This is a genomic window from Hoeflea sp. AS60 (genome assembly GCF_038900115.1).
Taxonomy (GTDB): domain Bacteria; phylum Pseudomonadota; class Alphaproteobacteria; order Rhizobiales; family Rhizobiaceae; genus Hoeflea.
Genome location: NZ_JBBMQP010000002.1, coordinates 848,738 through 864,013 on the forward strand (window position 1 = coordinate 848,738; position 15,276 = coordinate 864,013).

At 64.8% G+C, this 15,276-nt stretch carries 17 protein-coding genes; 3 read left to right on the top strand and 14 right to left on the bottom strand.

Annotated features, from left to right (window positions below; all coding sequences use genetic code 11):
• Nucleotides 1-70 precede the first annotated feature (70 nt).
• The 5 genes from WNZ14_RS14355 to WNZ14_RS14375 are packed head-to-tail and all read right to left on the bottom strand — an operon-like array spanning nt 71 to nt 6,377.
• The gene (locus tag WNZ14_RS14355) at nt 71-2,125 is read right to left on the bottom strand and encodes a prohead protease/major capsid protein fusion protein (RefSeq protein ID WP_342869327.1); all 2,055 of its coding nucleotides are present in this window, start codon (nt 2,123-2,125) and stop codon (nt 71-73) included.
• A 5-nt stretch (nt 2,126-2,130) separates the two neighbouring features.
• The gene (locus WNZ14_RS14360) at nt 2,131-3,660 is read right to left on the bottom strand and encodes a phage portal protein (protein ID WP_342869328.1); all 1,530 of its coding nucleotides are present in this window, start codon (nt 3,658-3,660) and stop codon (nt 2,131-2,133) included.
• A complete protein-coding gene (locus WNZ14_RS14365; RefSeq protein WP_342869329.1) occupies nt 3,660-3,869 on the bottom strand; it encodes a hypothetical protein in 210 nt (69 codons plus the stop codon). The genes WNZ14_RS14360 and WNZ14_RS14365 overlap by 1 nt, the downstream gene beginning before the upstream one ends.
• Before the next feature lie 2 nt (nt 3,870-3,871).
• Nucleotides 3,872-5,878, bottom strand: a complete 2,007-nt coding sequence (locus WNZ14_RS14370; RefSeq protein WP_342869330.1) for a phage terminase large subunit family protein — start codon at nt 5,876-5,878, stop codon at nt 3,872-3,874.
• Nucleotides 5,826-6,377: a hypothetical protein gene (locus WNZ14_RS14375; protein WP_342869331.1), complete on the bottom strand. Its 552-nt coding sequence runs from the start codon at nt 6,375-6,377 to the stop codon at nt 5,826-5,828. The genes WNZ14_RS14370 and WNZ14_RS14375 overlap by 53 nt, the downstream gene beginning before the upstream one ends.
• Nucleotides 6,378-6,488: 111 nt before the next feature.
• Between WNZ14_RS14375 and WNZ14_RS14380 the strand changes: the two genes are divergently transcribed.
• The 3 genes from WNZ14_RS14380 to WNZ14_RS14390 all read left to right on the top strand — a co-directional run bounded on the left by WNZ14_RS14380 (nt 6,489) and on the right by WNZ14_RS14390 (nt 8,223).
• Nucleotides 6,489-6,713, top strand: coding sequence for a hypothetical protein (locus tag WNZ14_RS14380; RefSeq protein ID WP_085378164.1), 225 nt, complete (start codon nt 6,489-6,491; stop codon nt 6,711-6,713).
• A 90-nt stretch (nt 6,714-6,803) separates the two neighbouring features.
• Nucleotides 6,804-7,349, top strand: coding sequence for a DUF3489 domain-containing protein (locus WNZ14_RS14385; protein ID WP_342869332.1), 546 nt, complete (start codon nt 6,804-6,806; stop codon nt 7,347-7,349).
• A gap of 199 nt (nt 7,350-7,548) precedes the next feature.
• Complete coding sequence (locus WNZ14_RS14390; protein ID WP_342869333.1) at nt 7,549-8,223, top strand: hypothetical protein; 675 nt, start codon at nt 7,549-7,551, stop codon at nt 8,221-8,223.
• Between the two features lie 78 nt (nt 8,224-8,301).
• Here WNZ14_RS14390 and WNZ14_RS14395 read toward each other — a convergent pair whose 3' ends face one another.
• From WNZ14_RS14395 to WNZ14_RS14435, 9 genes are all read right to left on the bottom strand, one after another.
• Nucleotides 8,302-8,526, bottom strand: coding sequence for a hypothetical protein (locus WNZ14_RS14395; protein ID WP_342869334.1), 225 nt, complete (start codon nt 8,524-8,526; stop codon nt 8,302-8,304).
• Nucleotides 8,523-9,851: a ParB N-terminal domain-containing protein gene (locus WNZ14_RS14400; RefSeq protein ID WP_342869335.1), complete on the bottom strand. Its 1,329-nt coding sequence runs from the start codon at nt 9,849-9,851 to the stop codon at nt 8,523-8,525. The genes WNZ14_RS14395 and WNZ14_RS14400 overlap by 4 nt, the downstream gene beginning before the upstream one ends.
• A 411-nt stretch (nt 9,852-10,262) precedes the next feature.
• Nucleotides 10,263-10,643 (bottom strand): DUF6362 family protein, encoded by a 381-nt coding sequence (locus WNZ14_RS14405; RefSeq protein ID WP_342869336.1) that lies wholly within the window; start codon nt 10,641-10,643, stop codon nt 10,263-10,265.
• Nucleotides 10,636-10,845 (bottom strand): hypothetical protein, encoded by a 210-nt coding sequence (locus WNZ14_RS14410; protein ID WP_342869337.1) that lies wholly within the window; start codon nt 10,843-10,845, stop codon nt 10,636-10,638. Before WNZ14_RS14410 ends, WNZ14_RS14405 begins: the two co-directional genes overlap by 8 nt.
• On the bottom strand, nt 10,842-11,240 hold the full coding sequence (locus WNZ14_RS14415) for a hypothetical protein (RefSeq protein ID WP_342869338.1): 399 nt from the start codon (nt 11,238-11,240) through the stop codon (nt 10,842-10,844). The genes WNZ14_RS14410 and WNZ14_RS14415 overlap by 4 nt, the downstream gene beginning before the upstream one ends.
• Nucleotides 11,241-11,526: 286 nt before the next feature.
• Nucleotides 11,527-13,872 carry an AAA family ATPase gene (locus WNZ14_RS14420; RefSeq protein ID WP_342869339.1) on the bottom strand — a complete coding sequence of 782 codons (2,346 nt, stop codon included), beginning with the start codon at nt 13,870-13,872 and terminating at the stop codon, nt 11,527-11,529.
• Nucleotides 13,869-14,072 (bottom strand): hypothetical protein, encoded by a 204-nt coding sequence (locus tag WNZ14_RS14425; RefSeq protein WP_342869340.1) that lies wholly within the window; start codon nt 14,070-14,072, stop codon nt 13,869-13,871. The genes WNZ14_RS14420 and WNZ14_RS14425 overlap by 4 nt, the downstream gene beginning before the upstream one ends.
• Nucleotides 14,073-14,149: 77 nt before the next feature.
• Nucleotides 14,150-14,830, bottom strand: a complete 681-nt coding sequence (locus tag WNZ14_RS14430) for a sigma factor-like helix-turn-helix DNA-binding protein (RefSeq protein ID WP_342869341.1) — start codon at nt 14,828-14,830, stop codon at nt 14,150-14,152.
• A gap of 132 nt (nt 14,831-14,962) precedes the next feature.
• Complete coding sequence (locus WNZ14_RS14435; protein WP_342869342.1) at nt 14,963-15,208, bottom strand: hypothetical protein; 246 nt, start codon at nt 15,206-15,208, stop codon at nt 14,963-14,965.
• Nucleotides 15,209-15,276: the final 68 nt, after the last annotated feature.

Below are 15,276 nucleotides of genomic sequence, written 5' to 3' on the forward strand. Positions count from 1 at the left end.
TGGATTTATTGGCGAAGTCTAACGTTCATCTTCTCCGCGATAAAGGACGGCGTATCACTACAAGCCCGGTTTATACGCCCGGGTTCTTGTAGAGGCCGCGCCAGTCGATGGCCTTTGCGCCGAAGTCGAGGCGGCACTTGATCTCGACGCCGTCGACGTCGAAGCCGTTGCGCATCTCGATGTATGCACCCTGCTGGCCCTCCAGATAGGCGTATTCGATGGTGTCGATCTGGTTCGGGCTGGCCGCCAGATACCAGGCGGTCTCGCTGGCGGCATCGAGCCGGGGCTCGCTGATCGGAGCGAGCGTCCGGATCGACTGCGGCACGACGCTGGACGTCGCAGCGGGCACGAGGTTTTGGGCCACCAGCTGCTCGGCCTTCAGTTCCAACGACGCGGGCACGATCAGGAATGCAGGCCGGACGTTCAGCACCGTCTTCTTGTCGAGGCCGGTCTGCTTCGCCATGGCTGCGCGGGCAGCACCCACGGCATCGACCGCCAGCGCCGCGCCGGTGCCCGCGAGGTTCTTGTGGTTGGTGTGGAACAGGGCGTTGCCATCGGCCATCGCCGGGTTGGCGGTGATGATGCCCCACACCACGTCCGACTCCAGCTGCGCGATGGAGTTGCCGTACATCGCGGGGATCCGGGTGAAGGCGTCGAGATCGTCGTTGATCAGCGTCTGGCGCGTGATCGCGACCACCCGGCCATAGGTCTTGACCTTATAGCTCTCCTTGCTCTCGCCGAGGGTGCCGCGCTTGAACTCGCCGCTTTCGCCGACCTCCAGAAGCTGCGGCGCCTCACCCAGCTGGACCCGGTGCATCGCCTTGAAGTCGGTGGCGAGCACCTGGCGGCAGAACAGCATGAATGTGCGGGGATAGGCATCATAGGCCTGCCGCAGGGTCTTGTTGGTCACCGCCGACAGGATCTCGGGGAAGTCAGACGTCGAATGCAGGGCCCGGGTCGCCACCTCATCTCGCGACAGGCCGCGCGTGTTGACGCCCGCATTGCCGAGGCTTTCGCGGGCCAGTTCCATGAGCGTCATGCCGCGATACTGGCGCGCCGCGTCTTCGAGAGTGAACAGCGTCGGGCTGTAGCGGTGCAGCAGCGCATTCGCGACAGCGTCGCGGCGAGTGATCGCCTCATCGCGGCCACCCAGTGGGACCGACACCTGGCTGAAGGTGCGGGTTTCTTCGGATTTCGCGGCCACCTGATCGAGGATCAGACGCCGGGCCTCACCGATGTCCGTACCGCGTTTCACCAGATCCTCGGCAAAGCTGCGCTCGAGGTTCAGGCGACCTGCCAGATCGTAGATCGTGGAGACGCGGTCGCGCTCCGTCTCGCGGGCGCGGGTCGCGACAGCTTCGGTATCGGGTGCAGCGGCAGTGTTGGCCTTCTGCGGCTTCGGCTGCGCGCGGGTCTCAACGGCAGCGACCTTCGGCTCGGCCGCAGAGGTCTTCGGTTCAGTCATGTTCGTATCCTCGGCAGCATTGGCGTCGCTGGGCTGGTCTGCGGCCGCTTCGGCCGGGGCATTGGATTTGTCCGTCATCGGGATGGCTCCTGTTTGGGTGGGTGGGACGTCCCGGCGATGGAGGACGCAGTCGTGAAGTGGGGATTGGGCGCGGAAACCCGCTGCTGGATCCGCGCCAACGGGCACGGCGGACACCTCGAACGGCGTCCAATCCACCGCGCGCCAAAGCTCGCGGGCCGCTTCGGGTTTCGAGACCTCGAAGCGGTGGACCTGATAGCCGATGGAGACCGCGCGGATGTGCCCGGCCTGGATGTCGCGCCAGATCGGTTCGACGTCGGCGCGTTCAGAGATGCGAACCTGAGCGATACCGCGGCCGTTTTCGACGCGGGCCGTACCCGGCACGACTGAGCCGATAACAGCGTCGAGCGTGTCGATTTCGTGCACCTTCAGAAATGGCGCGCCCGCATTCAGCCGATCCAGCCGCACATGGGTCGGATCGAGGCTGAGCTCCTCGTCATAAGGCTCGCCGAACAACGTCGACCGGCGGACCCGCGCGCCTGCCGACCAGACCACCTCGACGGTGCGGGCGTCCGCATCGGCTGTGTTTGGCGCAAGCTCCGCCGACCGGCGCAGGGCCGGTAGTTCGATCATCGTGTCCATTTTGGTCAATCCTGTTGGTCGGCCTGCGCCGGATCGGTAGCCGGGTTGTCGGCGGTGGGATCATTCGCCGGATCGCTGGTTTGGGCGCTGCCGGTCTTGGTGACTCGGCGCGGATCGCTATCGAGAACTAGCCCAAGCGCGTCGAGCTTGGCGTTGGTAGCGGCGATTTCGGCCAAGACGGCGTCGGGGTTCCGGCCCTGCCGGGCGATCACCTCGGCCAGCGTGATGGTGCCGGATCGGATCGACAGCAGGTTCGCCATCGCGTCCTTCTGCGGATCAACGGCCTCGAACTTCGGCGGCGACCATTCGACCGGCACGTCCGGCGTCGGGATCTGACCTGCCGCCCATGCGGCCTCGGTGAACCAGCGCCAGACCGGCGCGCAGAACATCGGAATGAAGAGCTGCCATTGGACGGCGTCGATCTGGCGGCGGAATTCGACGAGCCCCGCCCTGATCGAGGAATAGTTCACCTGGCTGAGGTCCCCGGTCAGCAACTCATAGGGGACCCGGAACCCGGCCGAGATCGTGTGCAGACTGGCCCGTTTGTATTCGCCATAGCCGCCGGTCGCCGAAGGCTGGTTGAAGCGGATGTCCTTGCCGCCCCGCGCATAGGCGATGAGCCCCGGCTCGAACTGTTCGACGCGGTTGCCATCGGCATCGACCACGGAGGGCGCGATACCCTGCTGCGCCTCGTCGTCGCCGAAGACGATGGCGGTGACACAGGCCTCGGTCTTCTTGCGGACCAGTTCCGCCACCTCGTAGTCGTCGAGATCGCGCAGGGATCTGATCACCGGCGCGCCCCAGGGAACGCCGCGCGCCTGCGTGCGCTGCTTCTCGTAGACATGGGCGATCTCGGTCGCGGGGACCGGGCGGCTCTGCAGACCATTCTGCAATGCGCCATAGGCGTCGCCGGGATGTTCAGCGTGCAGCCAGTAGGCCCGACGTTTGCCGACCGGGTCGAACTCGATCCCCTGCACCAGCCGCCCCGCGCCGATGGCGCCGGATTTGGTGGCGTCGAGGAAGTCGGCTTCCAGCACCTGCAATTGCAGCGGCACCGGCAAACCGTCCGTGGTTCGCCGCAGGCGGCGGCGCACCAGCACCTCGCCCGCCTCGACCATCTCGCGGCAGATCAGCGTCTGCAGCCCGTAGAAGTCGAGCTGGCCGTCGGCGTCGCACTCCGCCGTCCAGCGTTCGAACAGGGTATCGACCTTCCGGTCCAGCGTGTCGTCGCCGCTGGCGGCACGGGGCATGATGCCCGCGCCGATGATGTTGTTGACCAGCACCGCGATAGCCTTGGCTGCATGCGGGTTGTTGCGCACCAGATCACGCATCCGGTCGCGCAAGAGCGCCCCGGCCACACCGATCTCGGTGTCGGCGGAGGATCCCGGCGCCCGCCAGCCCTCGGTCCGCCGCCCGCGCGCAGCCCCATCATAGCCCCGCGTCAGGGTCTCGAAGGCCTGACGCGCCATCACGCGGCGCGCGGCCATGCGCGGGGCCACCGTTGCGATGGCGTGGTCAAACCAAGTCGCCGACATCAGCGGTCCCCGCGCGAGAAGCCCGCCAGACCGGCCACCGGCAGCGGTCGGCTGACGCCCGCGATGGCGCGCTCGATGGTTCGGATCCGCGCGAGCAGATCCACGGCCGAGCCGTAATCCACCGACTTGCCATCATAGCTGACCCGGGTCGTGCCGCTGGCATAGGCCCGGCGCAGCGCCGAGAGCTCGGTTTCCGTCCAGTCCATCATGCTCAAAACCATCCTTCGCGCCGCCCGAGCCAGTCGGAGCGGCGCTTGCCCTGCGGGGCCTGTCCCTGCCGGTTGATCTGCCCGGCTGCATCGCTGTCGGTGGGCGCTGCCCCGAGCTGATCCTCGAGGTCGCGCCATTTCTCGTCGGGCCAGCGGTCTGCGCCCGCGATCCAGGCGGCGCCGCGGGCATAGACCCGGCAGTCCAGCGCCTCGTTGCGTTCCCGAAGCTTCTGCCATTCCAGCCGGGCGAACCCGCGTTTCGTGCGCACGGTCACCAGTTGTTCGGCCACGAACTGCTTCAGCCATTCATTCTCGATCCAATGCGGCAGGTGGACCGTGCCGGGTGAGAAAGCCGCGCCATTGGCCATGTCCTCATCGGTCGGCCGTTCCAGCCGCAGGAAGCGATAGGTCTCGGCCTTGAAGGTCGATACCGCCACCGTCCAGAGCCGCGCCCCGCGCCGCAGGCGTTTGCCTCCCTCGGTCGCATCCACGAAGGTCGGCCCCGAGACGGGGCTCGAACGGTTGAATCCCTCGACGCCCTTGACCGGCGACACCTGCGCAAATCCCTGCGCCCGCGACCAGGAATAGACCGCCGGGGCCTCGTAGCCGGTGTCGATGGCCAGCCGGGCGATACGTAGATGCGCGCCGCGTTCATGCAGCCAGGACCGATCCAATAGTGCCGTCAGCTCCGACCACGAGTCATGCCGGTCGGGCCCGCCTTCGATGACAACGTGATCGACGAGCCAGCTTTCGAGCCCGCGACCCCAGGCCCAGACATCGACCTCGATCCGGTCCTTCTGAACGTCGGCTCCCGCGGTCAGGAACAGTCCGCCCGCTGGCACCGTGCCAGAGTTCCAGCGCTCGCGACGATCGTAGAGCCGCTGCCAATCCGGTGCTTCCCCAGTCTCGACCCATGTCTCGCCGAGGATCGTGTTGCGGAACGCCTTGATCGCCTCGTCCGACCCCTGCGCCGCGTCCCATGCCCGCACGATCCGCTCCCAACTGAGCCAGCCGATCGGCGAATAGAGCGCCGAGAGGTGATAGCCGACCGTGGTCGGATCCGCGGCCGTGGCGGTTGCCCGCCATTCTCCGCCTTCCAGCATCGCCGTCTTGTGGTGTTCCGCGATTGCCGCGTCGCAGCCCTCGCAGTGATATTCCGCCGTTTCCGGCCGCCCCTGCTGCCAGCGCAGCCGGTCAAACTTCAGCCACTGCGTCGCGCCGCAATGGGGGCACGGCACGAAGAACCGCCGCTGGTCGCTCGCCTCGTATTCCCGTTCGATCCGGCTCAGACCCCGGATTGTCGGGGTAGAGACCAGGAACACCTTGCGCCGATGCGCGAAGGTCAACGACCGCGCCTCGGCCAGCGTGACCGGATCGCCTTCCTCGTCGGCCGAGGCCGGATAGGCGTCGACCTCGTCGAGGAAGATGTAACGCGCCGGGGTCGAGCGCAGCCCGACGGCCGAGTTCGCCCCGGTCATGATGAGGATGCCGCCCGCGAATTCCTTGGACAGCATCGTGTTACCCGCATCGCGGGACCGCGCGGGTTTGACCCGGTTCCGCAGTTCCGGGCTTTCGTCGATCAGCGGGTCGATCCGCTGGCGCGAGTTGCGCTTGGCCAGTTCGACCGTCGGCTGAACCGCCAGCATAGGACCCGGCGCCTGGTGGATCGCAAAGCCGATCCAGTTGTTTCCGGCCTCGGTCGCGCCGACCTGCGCGGCCTTCATAAATGCGATGCGCTGCATCGTGTCGCCGGGCGAGAGGCGATCCATGATCTCGCGCATGTAGGGCGTGCGCACGGTCCGATACCGTCCCGGTTCGGCCGAGGCGCGGCCGGAGAGCATCCGGTGCCGGTCCGCCCATTCCGAGACTGTCAGGTCAGGGTCGGGCCGGAGCCCGTTGCCCCAGGCGCGCAGGATCTCACCCGCGCCGTCGAAGTCGGTCAGGCCATCGCCGTTCTCATCGGAAGTCGGGCCGGACCTCGGCGAGATCGTCGAGGTGGGCGCGTACATGTTTCTCCAATGCCTTCTGCATGGCGGCAGGCTCTACGCCGAGATCGGCCGCCATCAGCGCCGCCGCGCGCACGGGCCAGTTCACCCATGCATCCCGTTCCTCCCGCGCGAGCCGGAACACCAGCGCCAGCGCGCGGGCCCGCTCGATCAGTTCCCCTTTGAGCTTCTGCAGCCGGATGCGCCGCTCCTGCGCCTTCAGCACTTCGTTCGCCGTCTTGGCCTGCAGGAAGGTCGTGCCGCCGCCGACCGCCAGACCCTGTTCGCGCAACGTGTCGCCGACTGCGGCCACCGCCGCCGCGGGGACGGGTTTCAGCTTCGGCGCAGGTGGCTTCTTGGTCTTCGACGGGTCCGTCGTCTCCGCCCGCCGACGGTCTGAGGCCGCAGCGTCGATGGAACCGTCGGGAAACAGCACGAGCCGTTCGGCGGTCTTTGCCTTCTGGATCGCGCCCCGCGACAGCCCGACATGGGCGGCGTACTGGCGCTCGCTCATGCCCTGCATCGACGGCTCCGATTATTGTTCAAGATCATGCGCTTATCGAGTTGATAAGCGGCGCGGACAGAGTGAACGTGTCTCCACATGGACGATGCAACTCACCACGGAGCCACCACGATGACCCGCCGCGCCACCGACAACACAAAGGCCCTCGATGCCTTCATCGCCGCGAAGACCGAGATCGACGCGATGCTGGAGCGGCTCGCCGCCCTCAGCGCGGACCATTTCGAGACCAGCCCCGACGAGATTAACTGGGGCCATGTCGGCACCCTGAACCACTACCGCGCCAAGTTGCGCGAGATCACCGACATGGCCTTCAGCGAAGGCGAACACGCCGAGTGAGACGACCCGCTCCCGGTCCCGCCCGCCGACTGGCGGGCTCGACCTAGTAGAAGGGCACGCATCCCGCGCGCCCCGATACAGGAGACGACGATGACTCAACTTTCCGACACCCAAGCCCTGACCCTGAGCGCAGCCGCCCAGCGGCCCGAACACATTGCCCTGCCGCTGCCCGAGAGCCTGCGCGGCGGCGCCGCCGCCAAGGTGGTCGGCGCGATGCTCGCCAAGGGCTTCCTCGAAGAGGTCGATGCCGACATGCGCAAGGGCGAGCCCGTCTGGCGCGAGACCGGCGACGGCCATGGCGTCACGCTGGTCGCCACCGACGCGGGCCTCGCCGCCATCGGCATCGAGCCCGAGAACGCGAACACCGCGTCAGTGGGCGCGCCGGACACCCCCACCGAAACAGAGGCTGCGCCCAAGGCGCGGACGCCGCGCGAGGGCACCAAGCAGGCCACGCTGATCGCGATGCTGCGCGCGCCGGACGGCGCGACCATCGAGGAGATCATGGCCGCGACGAACTGGCAGTCGCATACGGTGCGCGGGGCGATGGCAGGGGCGCTGAAGAAGAAGCTCGGGCTCGAAGTCACCTCGGAGAAGGTCGAGGGGCGGGGGCGCGTGTACAAACTCCCTGCCGCCTGACGCACCGGACCCCGACAAGTTGATGGCCGCCGTCCTCCGGGGCGGCGGCAGTTCTTTCGGAGAGTTGTCGCTTTTTAATTGTGGCTATCTGCTCTTGTACGGATTCTGGTGAAAGGGCAACCTACGGTAATAGAACCGACGCGATCGAATACGCCGCGCTTCGTTGAGGCAGCGGCCACTCTATGGAATTGGGCCTCGCATGGACGTATTGCATTTTTTCAGAGAGCGCACCCGGTTCATCAGGCAGTTCTATGATACGGCCGCTGGTCCGTTTGATGGGATCATGAAGGCCATTGATGACAGGCTGCCGCCATTTGATAACCCTCCATACAGCGAAGATGGTGAGCCAGCGTATCTAGTCGAGTGGCTCGAGGCATCGGAAGGCCTTGAGTTACTGGGTCGTACCTGCTTGTCGATGCTTTCACCCTCACTGCAGCTATTTTTCAGAACCTGGGAGAAACAAATCGGCGTGCAGTGGGAAAAGGGCGAGCGAAAGAAGGCATTTCAGAGAGGCTTTATTGAAGGGTACATGAATTGCTATGAGCAGGTTCTTCAAATTTCACGCCTAGATTGCCCAGCAGATCTCGGTTTGGTTGAGCAGATCACGCTAGCGCGTAATAGAGATCAGCATCCAGAAGAGATAACGTCAATGCGAGTTACCCACTCCAAGGCAGATATAGAAAAGCATACTTCTCTGTTTTTCATGAGTGAACAAGATCGTTCGATGTTTAGTGATGCCGATCTCGCAAATCTCTCGTTCTTGAGCCCGGCAGTACACGTGTCACGGGATCAGCTTTATGCAGCAATCGAGGAAACAGAGAAGCTTGCGGATTGGCTCGATGGCCATTTGATCAAAGCACGTTGGAAACGCTGACAAACATTGAGCGGCGCCATATTGTTTGAGCGGATGCGCGTCAACCATCACTAAAATGCTGCGTCGCTCAGTGCTGTCCTACTGTGTTTTGCTAACTCTAATCGCCTCGAACAGTCGCCGCAGCGTAAAAGACCGCGCGATGCTCACCAACGTGAACACCGCGCCCATCTTCAGGTTCTGCGCCAGCGTCGTGTGCAGCCCGAATACCGGTAAGATCAGGATCTGTGTAACCACCGTGACGCCGTAGCCCACCGCGACGTTGGCGATGGCCTCGACCAGCGACATGAGGCGCGACTGTTTCATGCCGCCGCGTCCTGATCCTTCGAAGTCTCGCCCAGCCGCTCGGTTCTCACCTGCGCGAAGGTCCGGCCATCGCCGTCGAGGACCGCCTCGCGCCCCGTGTCCGCCTGCCAGCGTTCCACGGCGACGTCGACATAGGCGGGGCTGATCTCCATCGCAAAGACGCGGCGGCCGTTGGCTTCGCCTGCGATGATCTGCGAGCCAGAACCGGAGAACGGCTCGTAGCAGAGGCCGCCGCGGGCGACGTGCTGACGCATCGGGATCCCGAAGGCGTCGAGCGGTTTCGGCGTCGGATGGTCTGGCCGGTCATCCTTGGCAAAGCTGGGCAGTGCCCATGTCGATGGCAGAGTTTCTTTGGCAACCTTCGGCGGGCGGTTCGGACGGCGCCAGCCCATAAAGCACGGCTCGTGCTTCCAAAGGTAATGCGACCGGGTTAGAACCCCTCGGTCCTTCACCCAGATGATCTGCTGGTGAACGAAGGCCCCAGCCTTTTCCCAGCAGGCTTCCAGCATCGCCTGGCGGCGGGAGGCGTGCCAGCAATACCAGGCGGCGTCTTCGGCAATTGCCTCTGCCACAGCAGCGGCGATGAAGCCGTCGTAGAGCTCGGCTCCCTGCGAACTGTCATCCCAGGTCGTGCCGTAGGACGCTGACCAGTCCTTGTTCCTGGTCGGATGGTTCGATCCGTCGTAATCCACAAGATACGGCGGGTCGGTCGCGAACAGGATGGCCCGCTCGCCGTTCATCAGGCGGCGGACGTCTTCATGGCTGGTTGCGTCGCCGCAGAGCAGCCGGTGGTCGCCGAGGATCCAGAGATCGCCCGCGCGCGAGGCCGGGTTGCGCGGCGGCTCGGGGATGGTCACCGGCGGCACGGAGCCCCCGGCGCCACCTTCTTCACAGTTCCCCTCGGGAACAAAGGCCAAGAGCTTGTCGAGTTCGCCGTCCGAGAAGCCCACCAGCGACAGATCAAAATCCTCGGCCAGCAGATCGTTCAGTTCCGCCGACAGCAGCGCCTCATCCCATGTGCCGAGTTCGGTCAGCTTGTTGTCTGCGATCCGGTAGGCGCGGCGCTGCGCCTCGCTCAGGTGCCCCAGCACGATCACCGGCGCTTCGGTCAGCCCCAGTTGCGTGGCAGCCAGCACGCGACCATGGCCCGCGATCAGCTCGCCGTCGTCCGCAACCAGACAAGGTACAGTCCAGCCGAACTCCGCCATGCTGGCGGCGATCTTCGCAACCTGATCCGCACCATGCGCCTTTGCGTTCTTCGCGTAGGGCTGGAGGCGCGAAAGCGGCCACTGCTCGATCGCATCGGGGGCAAAGCTCAGCGTCATGATTGTCGGATCGCCTCAATGGGGTGGATACCGTGGACTCCGGACACCGGTTGTCAGCCTGGACTCCGCGCGGGGTCCAGCGGCAACCAGGATGTTCAGTGCCAAGCATTTGTTTTCTTGTGGTTTTCAGAAGTGTGCAGGTGGATCCGGCTTCTGGGTGGCTTCCCAAAAATCCGGCTCTGTCGCTAGCGATGTGCCGCGCTTCGCCCGCCAGCATACGAATATCGCCAGGAAGGAACCAGAAATCAGTGGGTTAGCAGGCTGGACCCCGGCTGGATCCCGGAAACCATCGGCATCCGCGTCAAAGCAAAGGGGAGGGCGAGCCCTTCGGCGCACTCTCCCCATGTTGCCTTACGGATAGCACGATCATGTTGCATGTGTCGAACAGAAAAGTGTTGCAACACATTGGAGTCACTGGGCATTCAGGCGCGCCGCGATCTTGGTCAGCGCAAGTTGCCAGCGCCGCCATGCCGTGGTGCGGTCGCAGCCCATCTCGCCGCTGATCTGCTTCCAAGGCACGCGGGCCGCCCGCGACCACACGAGCTTGCGTTCGGCTTCCTCGATCCACAGCACCCAGTCCGAGGTCTGCTCCAGCCGGGTGATGGCCGCCGCCGAAGGCCAGACCCGCATGGGCTGCGGTTCCATCGCCGCGATCTCGCGACTGGTGCGGACGATGTCGGGCCAGGTGTTGAAGTACCCCTGCGCCTTGACCGGGGGCAGCTTGCGCAGGGTGCGGAACGCTTCCTCGAAGTGGTCGGCCACGCCTTCGGCGGTCCAGGTGCGGTCAGCCATGGTGTGGTTCCTTTCCAACGGGGCGCGGCCCGTAGAGCTTCTCGCCAAGTTGACGGACCAGTTCGCGCTCGGGCCAGGTCAGACGCTCGTCTTCGGCCGAGACCGCCAGCACGCCCTGTTCCTGCCAACCTTCACGCTTGACCTGTTCGGGGTCGCGGCGTTGGCCGCCGTAGCCGCGGGGAAGATATGTCATCCGGCTCATACCGTGCCCTCCTGCGTCGTGATCAACCGCTCAAGGGCAATAATGGCGAGGGCTTCCGATTGGCAGACCGGGCTAAACGCAGAGGCCCGCGAGGCCCGCTCTGCGGCCTCATGGGCATCGACTTGATTGCCTTCGGTCAACAGTTCGACGTAGGTCACCAGATCACAGGCAATGCCGAGCCGCGCCGCCCAAGCCTGCAAAGTAGTCGCGCAGACGGGATGCATGGCGGTTGCGAGGAAGGGCGGCAGGCCGACGAGGCTGATCGCGGTGATCAAGCCATCAGCCTCGCGCAGGCTCCAGCCTGTCATGGCGGCCGGACAAACGGCGAGCAAGCCGCAGGAATGAGCCGCACGGGCGGCGGGACTGTTGGGTGTGGCGATTGCAAGATTGGTCATGGCTGTCTCCTTCGGATTCTGACCGGATGGGGTGTTCGAATTGCCGGGACAGACGACGAAGGAGGGGCGCGGGCTTGACCCTTACGTACGGGGGGGAGGGCCACACCTGTCGGGTGGCCGCCCCATACGTAGTATGGGGGTTTCCATTCCTCGACTTTTTTCTGGGGTAACACATTGAATTTGCAAGGGAAATAAGTCGAGGATAAGTCGCGTAAATGTCCGACTTCTCCGTGACTTGATCTCGCGTAAGCATTTGTTTTTAATGCAATAAGTCGAGGATAAGTCGTCATGGCGCGACCTCCGACTTAAGTCGCGGAGAAGTCGCGGGTGCCTCTTCCTCGGCCTCCGGATAGACCCAGACTGTGGGGTTTTCGACCTCAAGCGTGACGCCGGACTGCGGGCATTTGTAATGGCTGGGCAACACAGGCGGTGCGATTTCGATGATTTCGCCGGTCTCGGGATCAGTGCTTTCCTGCGGCTTGAACCGCATGCCTTCGACGCAGAGATAACCTGATCGGGAGGTGATGCGCGGGAACCCGAAGCTGGTGGCATCGCGCAGGAACTTGACGTGACCTTTGGTCGCCAGAACCCCGATACGGTCGCGGATGGTATGTTTGCTGCCAAGGCCCCCCTTGTTTTCGAACTGCTCGGCAAATTGCGTGGTGGAGTAGAGATTGCCATTGGCCGCCTCTTCGAAAAGGGTGGTCAAGATGACGTCGTGCTTGCGCAGTCGTTCGGCATCGTGTTTGGCGCTGACCTCGGCGCGCACCAGGCGTTCATGCGTGGGATCCAACTCGACCCAGCGGCCCTTGATCTTGTCGATGACCTTGGCGGGGATCGCGGGGCCGTTGCGCAGTTCGATTTCGAGGCGTCGGACCGTGCTGTCCTCATCTGGGCGGTGCATCACCAGGCCGGAAGTGTAGAAGCCGCGCAGCGCGCTGGCCCCCGAAAGGGCTTGAAACGGGTCGTCCTTGACCTGCTGCTTGCCCGCCTTGCGGGTGTGATGGGCAAGGATGACGCCAGCGTCAGGGTTCACCGCGTCGCGCAACGCCTCGACGCGGTCCTTGAGGAAGAACATCATCGCGTTGTTGTCGTTCTCGCCCCCGCCGCCACCTGACGCATTGGGCGGACCGCCATCGAAAAGGTTGCGGATCGGATCGATGCAGATGATGTCGGGCGGAGCATCGGGAAAGGCGGCACAGATCGCATCGCGCGCCCGCGCCACGCCACTGCCATCGAGCAGCATGTTGAGCTTGGGCGTGGCGAAGAAGGTGTCGCGTGCTGCCGCGATTACGGCAGGTGGCAGGGCAATCTGCTTCAACCGCTCACGCAGATAATCGTACTGGATTTCCGCCTGCAGGTAGAACACCCGCAGCGGCCGAGGTGGCGTGAAGCCGAGAAACGGCACACCCGCCGCCATGTGCACCAGCCATGAAATCAGGAAGTCGCTCTTGCCGACCTTTGGAGCGCCGCCCAGCACCAGCATCCCCCCTGGGGTGAGGACACGCGGAGCGATCAGATCCGCAGGCATCTCCCGATCATCATCAATGAGCGCCCCCAGCGAGAAGGCTTCCAGCCTTGACGCGGATGGCCCGGGCACAGGTTGGGGCTTTTCCGGGCCATGGTTCTCGATGTGCAAGGCCCAGAGGCGCGCGGTTTCTGACCCAAGCCGCTCCAGCGGCCAGGAGGGCCGCAGCATCGCGACGTTGTAGCCGCAGATTGCCGTCCAGCCCTCGGCCTTGGACATTCGCCCGTCATGGACCATGCGCAGGAAATGCCCGATGGCAGCGCTTGCCCCCTGAAACCGCGACCAGTCATCCTGACCGCCTTCGCGCACCGGCGTGGTCAGCACCGCGTCAACACTGGGCTTGCCCTGAAAGACCTCTTCGCCCTTCGCCAGTGCGATCCCCGGCAAGGGCGGCGTCTCCGCAACCTTGGCAATGAAGTCGACGAGGTCATACTCGACCGGCACATGGGCGCGGATCCGGACCAGGCGGTTGACGCCATTCTTGCGATAGACGGAGCCTGGAATGCGAATGGGTTGATGCGCGGAGGCGAAATGCCTGTCGCCACCGACCTTGAGGGCAATGTCGCCACGCAGGCGACACAGCCTGTCCACATCCGCCCCGGCAGCGGGTTCGGTCAGCTTCCACCACAAATGCAGCTTGGCTTGACCCTCGACCGTGCGCCCGCCGCTCTCGACCACAAGCGTGGGCTGGCCAAGGTGGCGCAGAAGATGGGCCTTGATTGCTTCAATGTCGCCGTCGTCGAGATCGACCACGATGGCCTGCATCTGCTGCACATCCGCAGCCCGCGCCTGGCCCTTGCCAGCGACCGTGCCGGGGATGGCATAGGAAGCACGCCTGCTCTCGCTGGCGCGCTGCACGAATGAGCCGATGGCTTCAGCGGCATGGCTATCGGCGGGGCACCAGGTGTTTTCAGGCCGGACTTGGGAATCGAGTCCCTTTTCGGCGATGCCGCGCAGGGGGATCAGCCCCTCGCACCAGGAAAAGACCGTATCGGCAAAGAGGGCGATCTGCGCCGGGTCGGGTGCGATAGGCGCCAACCCGCCCCCATCACCAAGGCCGGTGGCATCATCGAAAGGGTGCTGATTGTTCGCGCCCTGCATCATTCAAGCAGACCGGTGGCGTCGGATGCCACGCCTCTGAAGACCGCAAACAAAGGGGTCCCGTCGTCTGCCTTGCCCGCCGCTTCGATATGATAGGACTGCCCGGGCAGGATCAGTTCGGCCAACTCCCAGCGCCTAAACAGCCCCGGGATGCGCGTCATGTCGTCCGTCTTCGGCTCTGGCAGGTTCAGCATCGTCAACACCAGTTGGCTCCGAGGGGTGGTTGCATCAGTTGACAAAAGCCAGTTGCGACGCCGGATCTGGACATGCTGATCCGGCCTCAATGCAGGGCATCGCGCAGCCGGTGCGTGGCGCGCTGAAACCGCTTGCGCGCAGCCGCCTCCGATAAGCCCAGCGCCGCGCCTGCCTCTGATTGCGTCAGCCCCTCCCAGGCGACCGACAAGACCAACCGTGCATCGCGCCCGATCAGCGCTTCGACCTCGCGCGTCAGATTCGCCTCGCTTTCGCGCGGATCTTCGGAGGCAGCGTTCAGGGGCAACTGGTCAGGGTCGATTGGCGAATGTTGCTCGTGTCGATCAGCCTCGCGCAGCAGGGCGCGGCCAATGTCGCGCTCGACATTGCGCAACAAGGTTGCCGCGATCCGGCCGACCCTTGTCAGGTCCATGCCGGCAATCGCCTTGCACGCGGTGCCCATCACCTCGGCAGCAACGTCCTCGGGTGCGAGTTTCCAGCGCCAGATCAGCCGCCGCCGGACTGCATCCAGCCCCGGCCAGAGCGCCAGCAGCACGAGGGTCTGCGCGCAACTGGCAGTCTGATGGTCCGCCTGCGCGGCCTCGACAAGCGCGCCCAGAACATCGTTCTTGCGTTCCGGCGCCTCGGTGCCTCGATGCAGGAATTCCAGAACCGAAACCGGGTCAGAGAAGCGCCGCATGATCGTCAAGTTGGCATTGCGGATCACATCGAAGCTGCGCTGGAAGCCGAGGGTGGAAGAGGATTGCATGAGGTGATCACGGATCTCGTGCCACGCGAAAGACATTGGACGCCTGCCTTGCGGCCAGGCGTCCAGCGCCTTCTCGTGGCCAGGTCAGGACGTCGCGCGTCTCTGTGATTTCAGGGGGTGAGTGAATGCGCGTCAGCGCGTGGGGCCGGACGCCTGGTTCAACGTCCCACAGCCGCGGCAGTTGGCCTGGACCGGAAAGCCCACGAAGTACTCGTGCCCCCGCGCAAAGCGCAGGTGCATGCGGCCGTCCCGGTAGACGCCGAGCAGCTTGTCACAGCGCGTGCAGCGCCATTCCGCGTCCGAGGTGGTGGGCTTGGTCTTCGCGGCGCCGGACCAGCTCGTCGGGGCTGCCTGGCGCGAGGGGAGGTGAGTTGGCATTCGGATGCTCCTCTGATGTGGAGCACCCCTACTGACCGGCCGAATCGGAGATGGTCAGCCCCCCAAAG

Coding starts and splice junctions, on each gene's coding strand:
- WNZ14_RS14390 (WP_342869333.1), top strand. CDS start 7,549: ATGGACGTATTGCATTTTTTCAGAGAGCGCACCCGGTTCATCAGGCAG.
- WNZ14_RS14420 (WP_342869339.1), bottom strand. CDS start 13,872: ATGATGCAGGGCGCGAACAATCAGCACCCTTTCGATGATGCCACCGGC.
- WNZ14_RS14365 (WP_342869329.1), bottom strand. CDS start 3,869: ATGATGGACTGGACGGAAACCGAGCTCTCGGCGCTGCGCCGGGCCTAT.
- WNZ14_RS14380 (WP_085378164.1), top strand. CDS start 6,489: ATGACCCGCCGCGCCACCGACAACACAAAGGCCCTCGATGCCTTCATC.
- WNZ14_RS14405 (WP_342869336.1), bottom strand. CDS start 10,643: ATGGCTGACCGCACCTGGACCGCCGAAGGCGTGGCCGACCACTTCGAG.
- WNZ14_RS14435 (WP_342869342.1), bottom strand. CDS start 15,208: ATGCCAACTCACCTCCCCTCGCGCCAGGCAGCCCCGACGAGCTGGTCC.
- WNZ14_RS14395 (WP_342869334.1), bottom strand. CDS start 8,526: ATGAAACAGTCGCGCCTCATGTCGCTGGTCGAGGCCATCGCCAACGTC.
- WNZ14_RS14375 (WP_342869331.1), bottom strand. CDS start 6,377: ATGCAGGGCATGAGCGAGCGCCAGTACGCCGCCCATGTCGGGCTGTCG.
- WNZ14_RS14415 (WP_342869338.1), bottom strand. CDS start 11,240: ATGACCAATCTTGCAATCGCCACACCCAACAGTCCCGCCGCCCGTGCG.
- WNZ14_RS14385 (WP_342869332.1), top strand. CDS start 6,804: ATGACTCAACTTTCCGACACCCAAGCCCTGACCCTGAGCGCAGCCGCC.
- WNZ14_RS14355 (WP_342869327.1), bottom strand. CDS start 2,125: ATGGACACGATGATCGAACTACCGGCCCTGCGCCGGTCGGCGGAGCTT.
- WNZ14_RS14360 (WP_342869328.1), bottom strand. CDS start 3,660: ATGTCGGCGACTTGGTTTGACCACGCCATCGCAACGGTGGCCCCGCGC.
- WNZ14_RS14400 (WP_342869335.1), bottom strand. CDS start 9,851: ATGACGCTGAGCTTTGCCCCCGATGCGATCGAGCAGTGGCCGCTTTCG.
- WNZ14_RS14430 (WP_342869341.1), bottom strand. CDS start 14,830: ATGCAATCCTCTTCCACCCTCGGCTTCCAGCGCAGCTTCGATGTGATC.
- WNZ14_RS14370 (WP_342869330.1), bottom strand. CDS start 5,878: ATGTACGCGCCCACCTCGACGATCTCGCCGAGGTCCGGCCCGACTTCC.
- WNZ14_RS14410 (WP_342869337.1), bottom strand. CDS start 10,845: ATGAGCCGGATGACATATCTTCCCCGCGGCTACGGCGGCCAACGCCGC.